Source organism: Quadrisphaera sp. KR29, from assembly GCF_052644995.1.
In genome coordinates, this window is the sequence record NZ_JBQXXG010000007.1 from 19,887 (window position 1) to 33,454 (window position 13,568).

General features: G+C 77.3%; 16 protein-coding genes and 1 pseudogene. 6 read left to right on the plus strand and 11 right to left on the minus strand.

Annotation, left to right across the window (positions count from 1 at the left end; genetic code table 11):
• Window positions 1-8: 8 nt before the first annotated feature.
• The 7 genes from ACUN9U_RS08080 to ACUN9U_RS08110 form a co-directional block, all read right to left on the minus strand.
• Window positions 9-296 (minus strand): MSMEG_0570 family nitrogen starvation response protein, encoded by a 288-nt coding sequence (locus ACUN9U_RS08080; RefSeq protein WP_445484432.1) that lies wholly within the window; start codon window positions 294-296, stop codon window positions 9-11.
• Window positions 289-1,224, minus strand: a complete 936-nt coding sequence (locus tag ACUN9U_RS08085) for a carbon-nitrogen hydrolase family protein (RefSeq protein WP_445484433.1) — start codon at window positions 1,222-1,224, stop codon at window positions 289-291. The genes ACUN9U_RS08080 and ACUN9U_RS08085 overlap by 8 nt, the downstream gene beginning before the upstream one ends.
• Window positions 1,224-2,753: an MSMEG_0567/sll0787 family protein gene (locus ACUN9U_RS08090; RefSeq protein WP_445484434.1), complete on the minus strand. Its 1,530-nt coding sequence runs from the start codon at window positions 2,751-2,753 to the stop codon at window positions 1,224-1,226. The genes ACUN9U_RS08085 and ACUN9U_RS08090 overlap by 1 nt, the downstream gene beginning before the upstream one ends.
• The gene (locus ACUN9U_RS08095; protein ID WP_445484435.1) at window positions 2,750-3,835 is read right to left on the minus strand and encodes an MSMEG_0568 family radical SAM protein; all 1,086 of its coding nucleotides are present in this window, start codon (window positions 3,833-3,835) and stop codon (window positions 2,750-2,752) included. Before ACUN9U_RS08095 ends, ACUN9U_RS08090 begins: the two co-directional genes overlap by 4 nt.
• A gap of 27 nt (window positions 3,836-3,862) precedes the next feature.
• Window positions 3,863-4,411: an MSMEG_0572/Sll0783 family nitrogen starvation response protein gene (locus ACUN9U_RS08100; protein WP_445484436.1), complete on the minus strand. Its 549-nt coding sequence runs from the start codon at window positions 4,409-4,411 to the stop codon at window positions 3,863-3,865.
• A 54-nt stretch (window positions 4,412-4,465) separates the two neighbouring features.
• Window positions 4,466-5,323 carry an amidohydrolase family protein gene (locus tag ACUN9U_RS08105; protein WP_445484437.1) on the minus strand — a complete coding sequence of 286 codons (858 nt, stop codon included), beginning with the start codon at window positions 5,321-5,323 and terminating at the stop codon, window positions 4,466-4,468.
• A gap of 271 nt (window positions 5,324-5,594) precedes the next feature.
• Window positions 5,595-7,232, minus strand: a complete 1,638-nt coding sequence (locus tag ACUN9U_RS08110) for a CYTH and CHAD domain-containing protein (RefSeq protein ID WP_445484438.1) — start codon at window positions 7,230-7,232, stop codon at window positions 5,595-5,597.
• Between the two features lie 179 nt (window positions 7,233-7,411).
• Here ACUN9U_RS08110 and ACUN9U_RS08115 point away from each other — a divergent pair, with 179 nt between their 5' ends.
• Window positions 7,412-7,975: a GNAT family N-acetyltransferase gene (locus ACUN9U_RS08115; RefSeq protein WP_445484439.1), complete on the plus strand. Its 564-nt coding sequence runs from the start codon at window positions 7,412-7,414 to the stop codon at window positions 7,973-7,975.
• Between the two features lie 22 nt (window positions 7,976-7,997).
• Here the strand turns inward: ACUN9U_RS08115 and ACUN9U_RS08120 are convergent, their stop codons facing one another.
• Window positions 7,998-8,396 carry a RidA family protein gene (locus tag ACUN9U_RS08120; protein ID WP_445484440.1) on the minus strand — a complete coding sequence of 133 codons (399 nt, stop codon included), beginning with the start codon at window positions 8,394-8,396 and terminating at the stop codon, window positions 7,998-8,000.
• A 27-nt stretch (window positions 8,397-8,423) separates the two neighbouring features.
• Between ACUN9U_RS08120 and ACUN9U_RS08125 the strand changes: the two genes are divergently transcribed.
• The 3 genes from ACUN9U_RS08125 (at window position 8,424) to ligD (ending at window position 10,573) form a co-directional block, all read left to right on the plus strand.
• Complete coding sequence (locus tag ACUN9U_RS08125) at window positions 8,424-8,795, plus strand: VOC family protein (protein WP_445484441.1); 372 nt, start codon at window positions 8,424-8,426, stop codon at window positions 8,793-8,795.
• Entirely contained in the window at window positions 8,795-9,187 is a 393-nt protein-coding gene (locus tag ACUN9U_RS08130) for a VOC family protein (protein ID WP_445484442.1), read from the plus strand. The genes ACUN9U_RS08125 and ACUN9U_RS08130 overlap by 1 nt, the downstream gene beginning before the upstream one ends.
• Window positions 9,188-9,568: 381 nt before the next feature.
• Window positions 9,569-10,573, plus strand: a complete 1,005-nt coding sequence (ligD, locus tag ACUN9U_RS08135; protein WP_445484443.1) for a non-homologous end-joining DNA ligase LigD — start codon at window positions 9,569-9,571, stop codon at window positions 10,571-10,573.
• On the opposite strand, the gene ACUN9U_RS08140 is transcribed toward ligD, so the two are convergent.
• The gene (locus ACUN9U_RS08140; RefSeq protein WP_445484444.1) at window positions 10,564-11,154 is read right to left on the minus strand and encodes a GNAT family N-acetyltransferase; all 591 of its coding nucleotides are present in this window, start codon (window positions 11,152-11,154) and stop codon (window positions 10,564-10,566) included. The two genes, ligD and ACUN9U_RS08140, sit on opposite strands and share 10 nt — an antisense overlap.
• A 93-nt stretch (window positions 11,155-11,247) precedes the next feature.
• Here ACUN9U_RS08140 and ACUN9U_RS08145 point away from each other — a divergent pair, with 93 nt between their 5' ends.
• Together ACUN9U_RS08145 and ACUN9U_RS08150 are read left to right on the plus strand one after the other, a co-directional pair.
• A complete protein-coding gene (locus ACUN9U_RS08145) occupies window positions 11,248-12,228 on the plus strand; it encodes an aminoglycoside phosphotransferase family protein (RefSeq protein ID WP_445484445.1) in 981 nt (326 codons plus the stop codon).
• A 19-nt stretch (window positions 12,229-12,247) separates the two neighbouring features.
• Window positions 12,248-12,370 (plus strand): annotated as a pseudogene (locus ACUN9U_RS08150) (rhodanese-like domain-containing protein); the annotation flags it as partial.
• 24 nt (window positions 12,371-12,394) lie between these two features.
• Here the strand turns inward: ACUN9U_RS08150 and ACUN9U_RS08155 are convergent.
• Together ACUN9U_RS08155 and ACUN9U_RS08160 are read right to left on the minus strand one after the other, a co-directional pair.
• Entirely contained in the window at window positions 12,395-12,634 is a 240-nt protein-coding gene (locus ACUN9U_RS08155; protein ID WP_445484446.1) for a toxin-antitoxin system YwqK family antitoxin, read from the minus strand.
• A gap of 37 nt (window positions 12,635-12,671) precedes the next feature.
• Entirely contained in the window at window positions 12,672-13,565 is an 894-nt protein-coding gene (locus ACUN9U_RS08160; protein ID WP_445484447.1) for a methylated-DNA--[protein]-cysteine S-methyltransferase, read from the minus strand.
• Window positions 13,566-13,568: the final 3 nt, after the last annotated feature.

Consider the following 13,568-nt stretch of genomic DNA (forward strand, 5'->3'; position numbering starts at 1 on the left):
AGCGGGGCTCACAGCGGTGGCTCGATCGAGAGGACCCTCACGAGCCCGCCAGGGGGGAAGGCGGCGGCGCGCGAGCGCACGCCGGCGGCGGTGGCCGCGGCGCTGGTGCAGCTCATCCCGTAGCGGGCGCGCACGCGCTCGGAGGCCTCGTCCATCGCCGCGGTGACCCGGGAGGTGAAGTCCGGCACCGGGTACTCGGCGCCGACGGCGAGGTGGTCGTGCACCACCAGGCTGGGCGAGTAGCAGGCGTCGGTGCTGCCGTCGGGCCACCGCACGCGGAAGGTCGCCTCAGGCACGGCCGGCTCCCGCGCGCTCCCAGACCGGCTCCGGCAGGGGCGCCGGCACGGCCGCCACGGCCGAGCCGTAGGCGTCGGGGCGCCGGTCGCGCAGGTGGTACATCCCGCCGCGCGCGGCGGCCAGGCCGCTGTCGAGGTCGATGGTGGCCACGGCGGTGCCGGGCCCGGTGCCGGTGTGCGCCAGGACGGTCCCGCCGGGGTCGACGACCTTGGCCGAGCCCACGTAGCGCAGCGACCCGAAGGTGCCGGCCTGGTTGGACGCCACCCAGAACAGCTGGTTGTCGAGCGCGCGGGCCCTGTCGAGCAGGTCGAAGCGGTGGGTCCAGCGGTCGTCGGCGAGGACGGGCGCGGCACCGGTGCGGGACGCGGGCCAGGCCGACATGCTCACCACGAGCTGGGCGCCGTCGAGGGCCTGCGCGCGGGCGGCCTCGGGGAAGGCCTTGTCGTAGCAGACCTGCATCGCGATCCGCCCGACCGGCGTCTCGAAGGCGCCGAAACCGGTGCCCGCGGCGTAGGACAGGTGCTCCCCGAGGGGCTGGTGCACCTTGCGGTAGACGCCCAGCACGGCGTCCCCGGTCAGGCACACCGCGGTGTTGTACCGGGTCTCGCCGCTGTCCGCCCCGGGACCGCCGGGGGCGAGCTCGCACAGACCGACGCACAGCACGAGGTCGCCCGCGAGGGCCCTCAGCCGCGCGACCTCCGGGCCGTCCAGGCGCAGAGCGGGCGGCTGGGAGCGGGAGGGCCGCCGGGGGTCCGCGACGTCGCCGTGGGAGCCCAGGGTGGACAGGTACCCCCCGATCGCCGCCTCGGGGAGGGCCAGCAGGCCGGCGCCGCGCTCGCGAGCGTCGGCGACCAGCCGCTCGACCTGCGCGAAGCAGGCGTCGAGGTCTCGGGAGAAGCCGGCGGAGACCGCCGCGACGGTGAGCATCAGGGGTTCACCTCCAGGTGGTGGGCTGCTGGGGCGGTCCGGGCCGCAGGGCCGAGGCCGGTGGCGCGCCCGCCGGGGGCGGTGCCGGGGGTGGTCTCGCCGTCGGGCCAGCGCAGCAGGACGCGGGGTCCCTCGCCGGCCGGAGACGCCGGGGTGAGCTGACCGCAGCGCTCGAGGCGGAACCCGTCGGCGCGCAGCAGGTCGGGGACGGCGGCGGTGAGGTCGCGGGCGGGGTCGTCGGTGAGCAGGAACCCGGTGCCGGGGAAGCAGGTCAGCCAGTCCCCCGGTGTCGCGCCGGTCGGCCGCGGCACGGCGGCCACGTCGAGCACCGCGCCGGTGCCGCTGGCCTCGGCGAGCATCGCCAGCGTCCCGACGACGCCGGCCATCGAGACGTCCTTGGCGGCCGCCGGGCGGACCCGGCCGACGACGCCGGTCACGGCGCGGAGCTGCTCCGGGGCGCGCGTGGTGGTGGAGTCCCACTGGCGCCCGGCGTAGCCGCGCCGCCACCCGCCGGCGGTGTCGACGGCCAGCCACACCGCGTGCCCGGGCCGGCCGCCGCCGCCCGGCACGGGGCTGAGGCCACCAGGGACCCGGCCCAGCGCCGTCGCCGACAGCGCCGCAGGCACGCCGAGCTGTGTGTGCCCCCCGAGCAGCGGGACGCCGTAGGCCTCGCACGCGGCGCGCAGGCCGGAGAGCACCCGCGCCGCGAAGGACGCGTCGCGCGCCCCCACCGCGTCGAGCAGCCCCACGGGCTGCGCGCCCATGGCCGCGACGTCGTTGACGTTGACCAGCGCGGCGCACCAGCCCGCCCACTCCGGGTCCCGCTCGACCATGGACGGCACGACAGCGTCGCACGCGGCCACGAGGTCGCTGCCGGGCACGGGCGCGGAGTCGTCACCGAGGTGGGGTCCGCCGATCAGCAGCCCGGCCAGCAGCCCGCCGAGCGGGGCCTTGGTGGCCTCGAGCAGGGCGGCGGTGCGGCCGATCGGCCACCGCACCAGCACGTGCGGCACGGTCTCGGCCCTGGGCACGACGACGTCGCGCACGCGCTGCCAGCCGAGCCGGCGGAACATCGGCTCAGCAGCGGCCTGGACGGTCGCGTCGAAGCGCAGCACCCCGGCCGCCTCGGCGTGCGCGCAGGCAGCGCGCACGAGCGCAGGGCCGATGCGCGAGGCCCTGGCGCCGCGCGCCACGGCCAGGCGCGAGCCGGCCCACCAGCCCACGTCGACGCCGCCGGTGAGGTGCTGGCCGGCGGGCGCGAGGCGCACCCCGCCCAGCACCCGGCCCGGAGCGCCGCCGCGAGACGGCTCGCGCGCCACGAGGACGACGGTGCGCGGGTCGTCGTCGACGTCGTCGGCCTCCGCCGAGACCGCGCCGCCGAACAGGCCCTGCTCCGCGACGAACACCTGCCGGCGCAGTGCGCGGTGCGCGGCCACACCGGCGGCGTCGGCGACCTCGACGCGCCACGCGGGAGCCCCAGCGCGCGCCGGGGCGGGCACCGCGCCGAGGAGGACGCCGCCGAGGCTCATGCCCCGGCCGCCTGGAGCGCGCTGCACGCCCCGCACGCCGCACAGCCGGCCTTCTGCCCGCTGCTGAGCATGCCGCGCGAGCGCAGGTCGGCGGCCACGCGGGCCGTGACGTCGGCGAGCACCTCGGGGGCGGGCGGCCGGGCGCCGTCGACGTCCACCGCCAGCGTCCCGGCGATGGGCCGGAACGGGACGACGAAGGGGTAGACCCCCATCGCCGCCAGCTCGGCGGCCCCGGCCACGAGCTCGTCGGGGTCCTCCCCGAGCCCGAGGATGAGGTAGGTGGAGACCTGGTTGCGGCCGAAGAGGCGCACGCCCTCGGCCCAGGCCTCGCGGTAGCCCTCCAGGGAGACGGTTGCCTTGCCCGGCATCCAGCGCCGGCGGACGTCGTCGTCGAGCGACTCCACGTGGATGCCGAGCGAGTCCGCGCCCGCGTCGCGCAGCTCGGCGAGCGCGCCCAGGTCCTCGGGTGGCTCCACCTGCACCTGCACGGGCAGGCCCGGGACGGCCGCCTTGACGGCGCGCACGCAGCGGGCGACGTGCCGGGCGCCGCGGTCGCGCCCGTTGGAGGTGCCCGTGGTCATGACCACCTGGCGCACGCCGTCGAGCCGGACGGCGGCCTCGGCCACCTCCGCCAGCTGCTCGGGCCGCTTGACGGCGGTGGTCGCCCCGGCGCGCAGCGACTCCTCGATGGAGCAGAACCGGCAGCGCTGGTCCTCGGCGTACCGGATGCACGTCTGCACCACCGTGGTGGCCAGCACGTCGGCGCCGTGGAGGCGGGCTAGCTGGTCGTAGCGGACGCCGTCCGCGGTGGTCAGGTCGTAGAAGCGCGGCCTGGCGACGGCCTCGGCCTCCAGCCCGGTGTCGACCCACAGCTCCTCGGAGAGCCCACCGGTGGAGCGCAGCAGCCGTCCGTCGCGGACGAGGTAGGGGCTGGTCGGGTCGATCGGCAGCGCGGCGCCGCGGCCGCCGAGGCGGACGTGGCCGTCGTCGCTGGGGCCTGCGCCCCCGCGGCGGTTCACCGGCACACCGGTGGTGGTCCGCACGCCGCGGATGGCGACGGCGACCCTGGTGTCCAGGCTCATCGCGGCACTCCCCCGAGGACCGCTCGCTCAGACCATGTAGGTGCTGTTGATGATGGCGCCCTTGCTGGCGTAGTGGATGAGCGCGTCCTGCACGTCGAGCGGGTGGCAGGGGATGACGCCGGCGATGAGGTCCTCCTCGCGCAGGCCGTGCAGCGACAGCCCGAAGCGGCAGCAGTAGACGGTGCCGCCCTCGGCGATGAACGTCTCCAGGCTGTTGTTGATGTTGTGCTCGCCGGGGAAGGCGGAGTCGCCGGTGGTCGGGAAGCCGCGGGTGGCCATGCAGTTCATCGAGCCGGGGCCGTAGAAGTACAGGACGGAGTCGAAGCCCTTCCGCAGCGCGCGGGTGGCCTGGAGGATCGCCACGAAGCTCACCGACGACTCGTGCGCGATGCCGTGCACCAGCGTGAGGTAGCTCTGGCCGGGCTCGGCCTGGTAGTCCGGGAAGATCTTGGTGGAGCCGTAGAGGTTGCTGCCCTTCTCCAGCGAGGGGTGCTGGATCTCGGCCTTCGACTTCTCGGCGGCCTCCTTGATGGCGGCGGCGGTCTCGTCGGACGTGGCGGCGGAGGTGGTGGTCATCTCGGGCTCCTCGCTGGGTGGGGTGGGTGAGGTGGTGCGGGTGCTGGTGGTCGCTCACCCGTACAGGGCTGCGGCGTTCTCGGTGAGCCACAGGCGGGCGAGCTCGCCGTCACCGGCGGCGGCGCGCAGGCGCGCCAGCTCACCGGCGGCGTCGCCCCAGGGCTCGTCGGAGGCGTAGAGCACGCGGTCGTGGCCGAGGCCCCGGCGCTGCACCTCGGCGGCGAGCCAGCGCGGCGCGAAGCCGATGGCCCAGGACGTGTCGGTGTAGACGCGCTTGCCGGCCTCGATCCAGTCGAAGAAGCGGGATCCGATGAGCTTGATGTGCCCGCTCATGCCGCCGCCGAGGTGGACGAGGTGGACGGCGACGTCGTCGCCGTAGCGCTCCACCAGCTCCCCGACCTCGTCGACGTCGGACGCGGCCCCGGGGCTGGTGTGGACGTGGACGACGAGCCCGTGCTGGCGGGCGGTGTCGAAGACCGCGTCGAGCTGGGGGCGGCAGGCGTCGTCGGTTGCGCGCCCGCCGAGCAGGAACGACGTCTTCAGCGCCACGACGCCGCTCTCCCCCGCGAGCGCCAGCGCCTGCTGCGTGAGAGCGGCGTCCTGCGGGCGCGGTGAGACCCACAGGCCGGCGCGGACCCGGTCGTCACGGGCAGCGGCCTCGAGCACCAGCTCGTTGAGCGCGAACGACGCGCTGACGTCGGGGACGCCGTAGTTGGGAATGACCAGGGCGCGCTCGACGCCCTCGTCGTCGAGGGAGCGCAGCAGCGCGTCGACGTCGGCGACGGCGGCGGTGTCGGGGTTGACCGGCGGGCCGCCGTAGAAGGGGTGGGCAGGCAGCACGCCGAGGTGGCGGTGGGCGTCGTGGACGCCGCTCCCAACCCCCCGGCGTCGGCCGAGGCCCCCTGCTGCCATGCCGGGGAGTCAACGAGCGGGGTGTTTCCGGCTGGTCACATCCGTGGCAACCGCCGGTTGCCAGGTCCTCTCAGCCGCCGGCTCCTGCGAGTCGCGCCCACGACCGCAGCCGGGGCCCGGATGCGGTGTGGGGGTCGTCCCGAGCCGCAACCGGGCGCCCGGCTGCGGTCCCAGAGGGGGCGGGAACCGCGACGAGGCGCTCAGCTGCGGTTTCCGAGCCCCGGGTGGCGCAACCAGGCGCCCGGCTGCGGTGGACGGAGGCGGGAGCGGGTCAGCCGAGCCAGGCGCGGTGGCCGCCGTGGGAGACCTCCGGCCAGATGTCCAGGAGGTCGGCACGCAGCACGCGCACCTCGGAGCGCTGAGCGGCGTGCAGGGCGCCGAGGGCGAGGCCGACCTTCGCCGCCGCCGCAGCGCTGCGCGGCAGCTGCAGCGCGCGGCTGCGGTCGGTGGCCAGGTGGGCGAGCACGTCGGCGGCGACGGCGGCGTCCTGGTGCTGGCCGAGCACCTCGGTGACCCGCTCGACCTGCTTGGCGAACTTCTTGGCCTGCCCGCCCAGCGCGGGCGCGACGGCCTCGGCGGCGTAGCGGACCCGCTTGGCCGTCTTGCGGGCCTCGTGCCAGGAGTCGTCGTCCCCGGCCATCCGCAGGGCGGCGACCTCGCGGGCGAGCTTCTTCCACGCCGACTTGACCAGTGGCGGCAGCACGCGGCGGCACTCGCCCTCGGCGGCCGGGGTGGTGGGCGGGGACGACGCCGCCTCGACCAGCCGGTCCAGCAGCGCGGCGTACCGCTCGCTGCCCAGCGCCGCGAGCGCCACGGCCTCGCCGTCGCGGTGCTGCTCGGCCAGGTGGGCCTGGAGCAGCCGGGCGGCGTCGGTGGCGTCGACCTCGGGCGGCAGCGCGGCGAGGGCCAGCGCGAGCCGCTCGGCGAGCACCTCGCCGTCGCGGGCGGCGCCGAGCTCACCTGCCAGCCAGGCGAGCTCACCGCGCAGGTCGTCGGCCCAGGCCCGGTCCAGCAGCGGGCGGAAGACGCGCAGCCCGCTGCGCAGGCGCCGGGCGGCCACGCGCATCTGGTGCACGGCGTCGTCCTCGCCGCGGCGGACGCCCAGGTCGTGGCGGCGCAGCGCGCGCACCTGCTCGGCGGTGTAGGCCCGCACCAGGTCGGCAGCGGTGGAGCGCGGTCCCACCTCCTGCGGCGCCGGCACGTCGGAGGCGGCCGTGGCGGGGTCGCCGAGGGCCCGCCTGGCCTTGGACACCTGCGCGCCGAGCACGGCACCGGCCGCCACGAGGGCCTCGGAGACGGCGTCGAGGTCGGCCTCGTCACCGTCGTCGAGCAGCTCCACCTCGAGCTCGCGGAAGCGGCCCGGCACCACCCCGGCGGAGCCCTCCCCGGCGCCCTCGGGCACGGCCACCTCGACGTCGTCCAGGGCGGCCTCGGCCAGCGCCCGGCCCTCGGCGTCGCGCAGCACCCGCACCTCCCGGTGGGTGCGCAGCTCGGCGACCGGGCCGAGCGGGGAGACCCGCACCAGCGCCGTCACCAGCGCGGTCAGCGCAGCGGGGACCCCCGGGTGGCGCGAGCCCGCGTCGGGCTCGCCGCCGTCGGCCAGCGGCACCGAGAGCTCGTCGCGGTCGGAGCTGGAGCCGACGGGCAGCTTGAGGTGCCAGCCGTCGTCCGCGCCGCCCTCGCGACGGCGCAGCGTGACGCCCTCGCGGGCCAGGCGCAGGTCAGCGGTGTCGTAGTAGACGGCCACCATGTCGTGGGCGACGACGTCGTCGACGGAGGCGACCCGCCCCGCGCCGGTGAGGTCCGGCAGCGCGGCGTCCTCACCCAGGGTGAACTTGCGCTCCGACTCCCGCGACGTCGACACGCCCCCGGGCGCGCCCTCCGGTCCGTCCACCGACTTCCTGGCCATGTCCGACGACCCTAGTGATGATCACCACGCCTGGCGCGCCGGACCACCTCGTCGACGATCAAGGACCAGAGCGCCACCTGCCCCTGTCGCCCCGCCGCAGGCGACGCGGACGACCCCGGTCGTCAAGGGGGTGGGAAAGGGCTGGCACGAGGCTCGAAGCACCTGCCACCGTGACCCGGGTGGCAGCCACCGCACCCGACCGCCCGCCCCTCCCGCAGCCGCCGGTGCTGCGAGCCGGCGGTGGCGTGCTGCTGCGCCGCCACCGCGCCGAGGACGCCGGCGCGATGGTCGAGCAGTGCCGGGACCCGGACATGCAGCGGTGGACGACCGTCCCGGTGCCGTACGAGGCGCACCACGCCCAGGAGTTCCTCGAGCTGGTGGCCGCCGAGTGGGCCTCGGGCGCCGCGGCCGCCCTGGCCGTCGAGGTGGACGGCCGCTTCGCCGGAACCGCCGACCTCCGGCTGGGCGAGGGCGGGTGGGCCGAGCTCGGCTTCGGCCTGCACCCGTGGGCGCGCGGCCGAGGCGTGATGACCCTGGCGGTGCGGGCGCTGGTGCGCTGGGGCTTCGAGGAGCTGGGGCTGGCCGGGGTCCACTGGCGCGCCGTGGTGGGCAACCACGCCTCGCGCCGCGTGGCCGAGCACTGCGGCTTCCGCGTGGAGGGCGAGGTCCGCGGGCTGCTCGTGGCGCGCGGCCAGCGCGACGACGGCTGGATCGGCTCGCTGCTGCCCGGCGAGCTGCTCTGACGCGCGACCGTGGACGCTCGGCTCAGGGCAGGACGACGGCGTCGGCCTCCACCTCGACGAGCAGCGCAGGGTCGATGAGGGCGCTCACCTCGACCATGGACGTGGCGGGACGGATCGCGCCGAAGACCTCGCCGTGCGCCCGCCCGACCTCCTCCCAGCGCGTGATGTCGGTGACGAAGATCCGGGTGCGGACCACGTCGGCCATCGACGCACCGACCTGGTCCAGGGCGGCGGCGATGCGCCGCAGGGCCTCCCGCGCCTGGGCGGCGGGGTCGTCACCGCCGACGGCGCCGCCGCCGGGGAGGGCCGCGGTGGTGCCCGCCACGCTGACCCAGGGGCCGACGCGCACGGCGCGCGAGTAGCCGACGACCTCCGCCCACACCGCTCCGGAGGAGACCAGCTGCCGCGCGCTCGACGTCACCGGGACATGAGAGCAGCATGCGGGAGCATGCGGACCACGGGACTGTCCATCGCCTTCGACGCCGCTGACGTCGCCACCGAGAGCCGCTTCTGGGCGGACCTGCTCGGAGGGGAGCTGGTGGAGGACGACGAGGAGTGGCACACCGTGCGCACGCCCGGCCTGCCCGACGTGTGCGTGCAGCTCTCCCCCGACCACGCGGCGCCGACCTGGCCGGACCCGGCGGTGCCGCAGCAGGCGCACCTCGACCTCGACGTCGAGGACGTGCGCGCCGCGGAGGCCGAGGCGCTCGGCGTCGGCGCGCGGCTCGTGCAGGAGACCCACCCGCTCGACGCCGCCGAGGGCTTCCGCGTCTACGCCAGCCCGGCCGGGCACCCGTTCTGCCTCTGCTGGCACCGCTGATGCGTCCCCGGTACCGCGTGGTGGTCTTCGACGCCTCGGACGTCGGCGCCGAGAGCCGCTTCTGGGCGGACCTGCTGGAGGGCGAGGTGGTGGTGCCGTCCTGGTCGGACGGTCGCTGGCACCAGGTGGAGGTGGACGGCGAGCCCGTCGTCGCCGTGCAGCGGGCACCCGACCACGTGCCGCCGACGTGGCCCGACCCGGAGGTGCGCCAGCAGGTGCACCTCGACCTGGAGGTCGTCGACCCGGGCGCCGCCGAGGCGGAGGTGCTCGCGAAGGGCGCGCGCCTGCTGCTCGCCGCGGACGACCTCGGGGCCCCTACGGGCTTCCGCGCCTACGCCGACCCCGCCGGCCACCCGTTCTGCCTCACGTGGGGCCAGGCGCCGGGCGCGTGAGGACGCGTGGCGGCGTCCTCCGAGGGCTGGGCACAGGACCGTGCGCGACCGTGGTCGGCGACGTCGGAGGATCCGCCCCTTCAGCGTGACGGGGCGGTCACGCGCAAGGGGCCGATCCGCCGAGGCGCCGGAGCACCGCCTGCCGAGGCGCCGGAGCACCGCCTGCCGAGCCACGGCGTCCGGGCTCGAGCGCACAGGCCGACGACGTGCAGGCGCACGGTGACGACGTCGCCGACCTCGACCCCCTCCGCGCGGCGCACGGCTGAGGGCACCCCCCGCCTGCCGGGCCGCGCCAGGGTGAGCACCCCGCCGGTCACCTCGAGGTCCGTGCGGGCGACGGTAGGGGCGGCGCCGGGCCGGGCCCAGCCCTAGCGTCGTCGCATGACCCGTGCGGAGCGCTCGCCGGAGGCGGCCGAGGTGGTGGAGGGCGTCGAGCTCAAGCACCTCGACGCCGAGCTGTTCGAGGGCGCCGGCGCGACCAAGCGCGACCTCGTCGAGCACGTCCGCGCCCTGGCAGCGCCGCTGGTGGCCGAGCTGCACGGCCGCCCGCTGACGGTGACCCGGGTGCGGCCGGGTCAGCGCCCCTTCGTGCAGAAGAACCTGCCGGAGTCGGCGCCGGGATGGATCGCCACCAGGGACGTCTGGGCCGAGGCCTCCCACCGCACGGTGCGCTACCCGCTGGCCGAGGACGCCCGCACGCTCGTGTGGCTGGCCGGCCAGCGCGCTGTCGAGCTGCACCCGACGGTGCTGGACGGTGACGGGCGCGTCACGCACCTCGTGCTGGACCTCGACCCGCCGGCCGACGCGCCCTTCAGCGCCGCGGTCGCCGCCGCCCGCCTCGTGGAGCGCGCGCTGGGCGAGGCGGGCCTGGCCGCGGCGGTGAAGACGAGCGGCGCCAAGGGCCTGCACGTCGTGGTGCCCGTCCGCGGCGTCGCGGTGGACGACGCCGCTGCGGCCACCCGCGCCCTCGCCGCTCGCGCCGAGCGCCTCGGGCCCGAGGTGGCCACCACGGCCTTCCTGCTGGCCGACCGCGGCGGGCGCGTCTTCCTGGACCCGACGCGGGCCGGCGGCGGCAGCCTGGCGTGCTGCTACAGCCCGCGGGTGAGGCCGGGCGTGCCGGTGTCGTTCCCGGTGCCGTGGGACGCCCTGGACGACGTCGTCCCCGGCGACGTGACCGTCCACAACGCCGCGCGGCTGGCCGCGCAGGCCGCCCCGCAGACCGGCGACCCGTGGCGTGAGCTGCTGCCCGCGCCGCAGGAGCTGCCCGAGGTGCTCCTCACCGAGGGCCGCGCGATCCCCGTGCCGCGGGTCGCGGCCATGCACGAGGGCAAGCGGCGCGCTCGCGCGCGCCGCTCCTCCCCGCCGGGCGACGGCGCTCAGGGGTAGCGCCGCACGAGCACCCGCGGGAAGCCACCGGCCTTCGACTCCGTCGCGGAGGCGACGGTGAACCCGGCCGCCTCGAACACCGCGCGCGTCCCGACGAAGGCCATCGTCAGGTCGACCCGCTCGCCGCGGTTGTCCACCGGGTACCCCTCCACCGCGGGGGCGCCGCGCTCGAAGGCGTAGCGCGCGGCCCCCTCCACGAGGTGGTGGGCGATGCCGCGCCCGCGGTGGCCGGGCCTGACGCGCACGCACCACAGCGACCAGACCGGCAGGTCGTCGACGTGCGGGATCTTCGTCGAGCGCGCGAACGGCAGGTCGGCGCGGGGCGCCACGGCCGCCCATCCGACCGGTAGGTCGCCGCCGTCGTCGGCAGCACCGACGTCGTAGGCCAGCACGCCGGGCGCGGTGTCGCGCTGCAGCAGCTCGCGCACGAGCGCCCCGCGCTGCTCGCCCACGAGCGAGCGGTTGGTCTTCGCGTCCAGGCGGTGCGACAGGCACCAGCACACGCTGGAGGTCGGGTTCTTCGGCCCGAGCAGCGCGGCGACGTCGTCGGGCTCCCGGGCCGGGCGCACCTCGAAGGGCATGCGCGGACGCTAGTGACGCCGCGCGCGCAGCGTCCACGGCCACGGCCGGAAAGGTGTTGAGCGGGGGCGGCGCGAGCGGGCAGCGTGGTGGGCGTGGGACTGCTGCTGCACCGCGACCAGGTCCCCACCGACGTCGCGCTCGTGCGGGCCCTGCTCGCCGACCAGCTGCCGCACCTCGCCGACCAGCGCGTCGAGCCCGTGCCCTCCTCGGGCACCGACCACGATGTGTACCGCCTTGGCGACCACCTCGCCGTGCGCCTGCCGAAGATCGCCTGGGCCCGCGAGCAGGGCGCCAGCGAGGCGTTCTGGCTGCCCCGCCTGGCTCCGCACCTGCCGCTGGCGCTCCCGCGCACCGAGGCGCTGGGCCGGCCCGCGTGCGGCTACCCCTTCGGCTGGGCGGTGGTGGCGTGGCTGCCCGGCCGGCAGGCCGACCCCGCCGTCGACGGCACCGAGCACGCCGCCGAGGACCTGGCGGCGTTCGTGCTGGCGCTGCGCGCCCTGCCGCCCTCGCTCGGGTCGTCCGAGGACGACGACGACGGCGGCCGGCCGGCGCCCGTGCGCGGCCCCGGCCGCCGCGGTGGCCCGCTGGGGGCTCTGGACGGCGACGTGCGCACGGCCCTGGCGGAGCTGGGCGACCGCGCCGACGTCGTCGTCGAGGGCGGCGCGCGGGCGGTGCTGCGCTGCTGGGACGCCGCGCTGCAGGCGCCGCCGCACGCCGGGCGGCCGGTGTGGGCGCACGGCGACCTCCTGCCCGGCAACCTCCTGGTCGACGCTCCGGCGGGTCCTGCGCGGCCGGGCCGGCTCACCGCGGTCATCGACTGGGGCGCCCTCGCGCTGGCCGACCCCGCCGTCGACCTGCTGCCCGCCTGGCACCTCTTCGGCGGCCCGCGGCGGCGCGGCGCCCAGCACGCCTACCGCGAGCGCCTCGGCGCCGACGACGCGGCGTGGGCGCGCGGGCGCGGCACCGTCGTCCACCAGGCGGTGCAGGCGCTGCCGTACTACTGGGACACCAACCCGGGCATGGTCGCCCAGGCCTCGCGCGCGCTGGCGGCGGCGGTCGCGGAGACTGCCTGACGTGGGAGCGGCGGAGGTCCTGGCGGCGGCCTCGCTGCAGGCTGTGGGGCTGCACCGGGCCACCGACGTCATCGGCGGGGTCCAGGCGTGGAAGGCCGCCGGGCTGCCCGTCGGGGACGGACCTGCCGACGTCAGGCCCTGACGCGGCGCGCGAAGCCCACGGGGGTCAGCGCTGCGTGGTCTTGTGCAGCCGGCCCTGCCGGTCGTAGGTGGCCCACTCCCCCACCGGCTCGCCGTCGGTGAAGTGACCCGAGCGCAGCTTGGTGCCGTCCAGCCGGTACCACTCCCAGTAGCCCTCGGGCTTGCCGTCGAGCACCGGCCCCCGGGCGCGCACCGAGCCGTCGCGGTGGCGCTCGACGTGCTCGCCGTCCTCGCCGAAGCGCTCGGCCCCGATCAGTCCTGCCACCCGGTGGAGGATGCCACGCCCGGACCGCGGGCCGTGCTCACCGCTGCTGCTCTGCGGCGAGCAGGGCGCGCTTGACCTCCAGCCCCCACCGGAAGCCGCCCAGGCCGCCGTCGGAGCGCACCACGCGGTGGCAGGGCGTGACCAGCGCGGCGGGGTTGGTGGCGCAGGCGCGGGCGACGGCGCGCACGGCGGTGGGCCTGCCCAGCTCTGCGGCGACCTCGGCGTAGGAGAGCGTCCGGCCGGCCGGGATGCGCCGCAGCGCCGCCCACACCGCCGCCTGGAAGGCGGTGCCGCGCACGTCCAGCGGCAGCGGCGGGGGCGGGGTCGCCTGCGACCCGTCCGGCTCCCGAGCGCCGCGCGCCAGGGCCGCGACGGCGGCCACGACGTCGGTGAGCACCTCCGGCTCGTGGGCGAGGTCGGCGAGCGGCAGCTCCGCGGCGACCTCGGCGAGCAGGGCGCCGTCGTCGTCGCCGAGACGCACGGCCACCACGCCGGCCAGCGAGGCGACCACGAGCACCCGCCGTCGCTGCTCGCCGCCGACGTCGGCCCAGCCCGCCGACCACAGCAGCCGCTCCCCGCTGCCGCCGCCGGCGTACTGCGAGGGCGTCATGCCCAGGCGCGCCGCGCCCTGCTCGTAGAAGGCGCGCACCGAGCCGTACCCGGCGCTGAAGGCGGCGTCGAGCACGGTGGCGCCACCCTCGCGGCCCTCCCGCAGCGCCGGCCGCAGCCGCTGCGCGCGCAGCGCCTCCCCGTAGGCGCGCGGCGTGGTGCCGAGCACCTCGGTGAAGCGCCGGCCCAGCTGGCGGGTGCTCCACCCCGTCACCGCCGCCAGCTCCTCCAGCGGCACGGGGCCGCCGGCCCCGTCCATCGCGCGGCAGGCCGCGAGCACGCGCTCGCGCGCGTCCGCCGGCTCGGTCGTCTGCACCACCACACC

Coding starts and splice junctions, on each gene's coding strand:
- ACUN9U_RS08085 (WP_445484433.1), bottom strand. CDS start 1,224: ATGCTCACCGTCGCGGCGGTCTCCGCCGGCTTCTCCCGAGACCTCGAC.
- ACUN9U_RS08090 (WP_445484434.1), bottom strand. CDS start 2,753: ATGAGCCTCGGCGGCGTCCTCCTCGGCGCGGTGCCCGCCCCGGCGCGC.
- ACUN9U_RS08095 (WP_445484435.1), bottom strand. CDS start 3,835: ATGAGCCTGGACACCAGGGTCGCCGTCGCCATCCGCGGCGTGCGGACC.
- ACUN9U_RS08100 (WP_445484436.1), bottom strand. CDS start 4,411: ATGACCACCACCTCCGCCGCCACGTCCGACGAGACCGCCGCCGCCATC.
- ACUN9U_RS08105 (WP_445484437.1), bottom strand. CDS start 5,323: ATGGCAGCAGGGGGCCTCGGCCGACGCCGGGGGGTTGGGAGCGGCGTC.
- ACUN9U_RS08110 (WP_445484438.1), bottom strand. CDS start 7,232: ATGGCCAGGAAGTCGGTGGACGGACCGGAGGGCGCGCCCGGGGGCGTG.
- ACUN9U_RS08125 (WP_445484441.1), top strand. CDS start 8,424: ATGCGGACCACGGGACTGTCCATCGCCTTCGACGCCGCTGACGTCGCC.
- ACUN9U_RS08130 (WP_445484442.1), top strand. CDS start 8,795: ATGCGTCCCCGGTACCGCGTGGTGGTCTTCGACGCCTCGGACGTCGGC.
- ligD (WP_445484443.1), top strand. CDS start 9,569: ATGACCCGTGCGGAGCGCTCGCCGGAGGCGGCCGAGGTGGTGGAGGGC.
- ACUN9U_RS08140 (WP_445484444.1), bottom strand. CDS start 11,154: ATGCCCTTCGAGGTGCGCCCGGCCCGGGAGCCCGACGACGTCGCCGCG.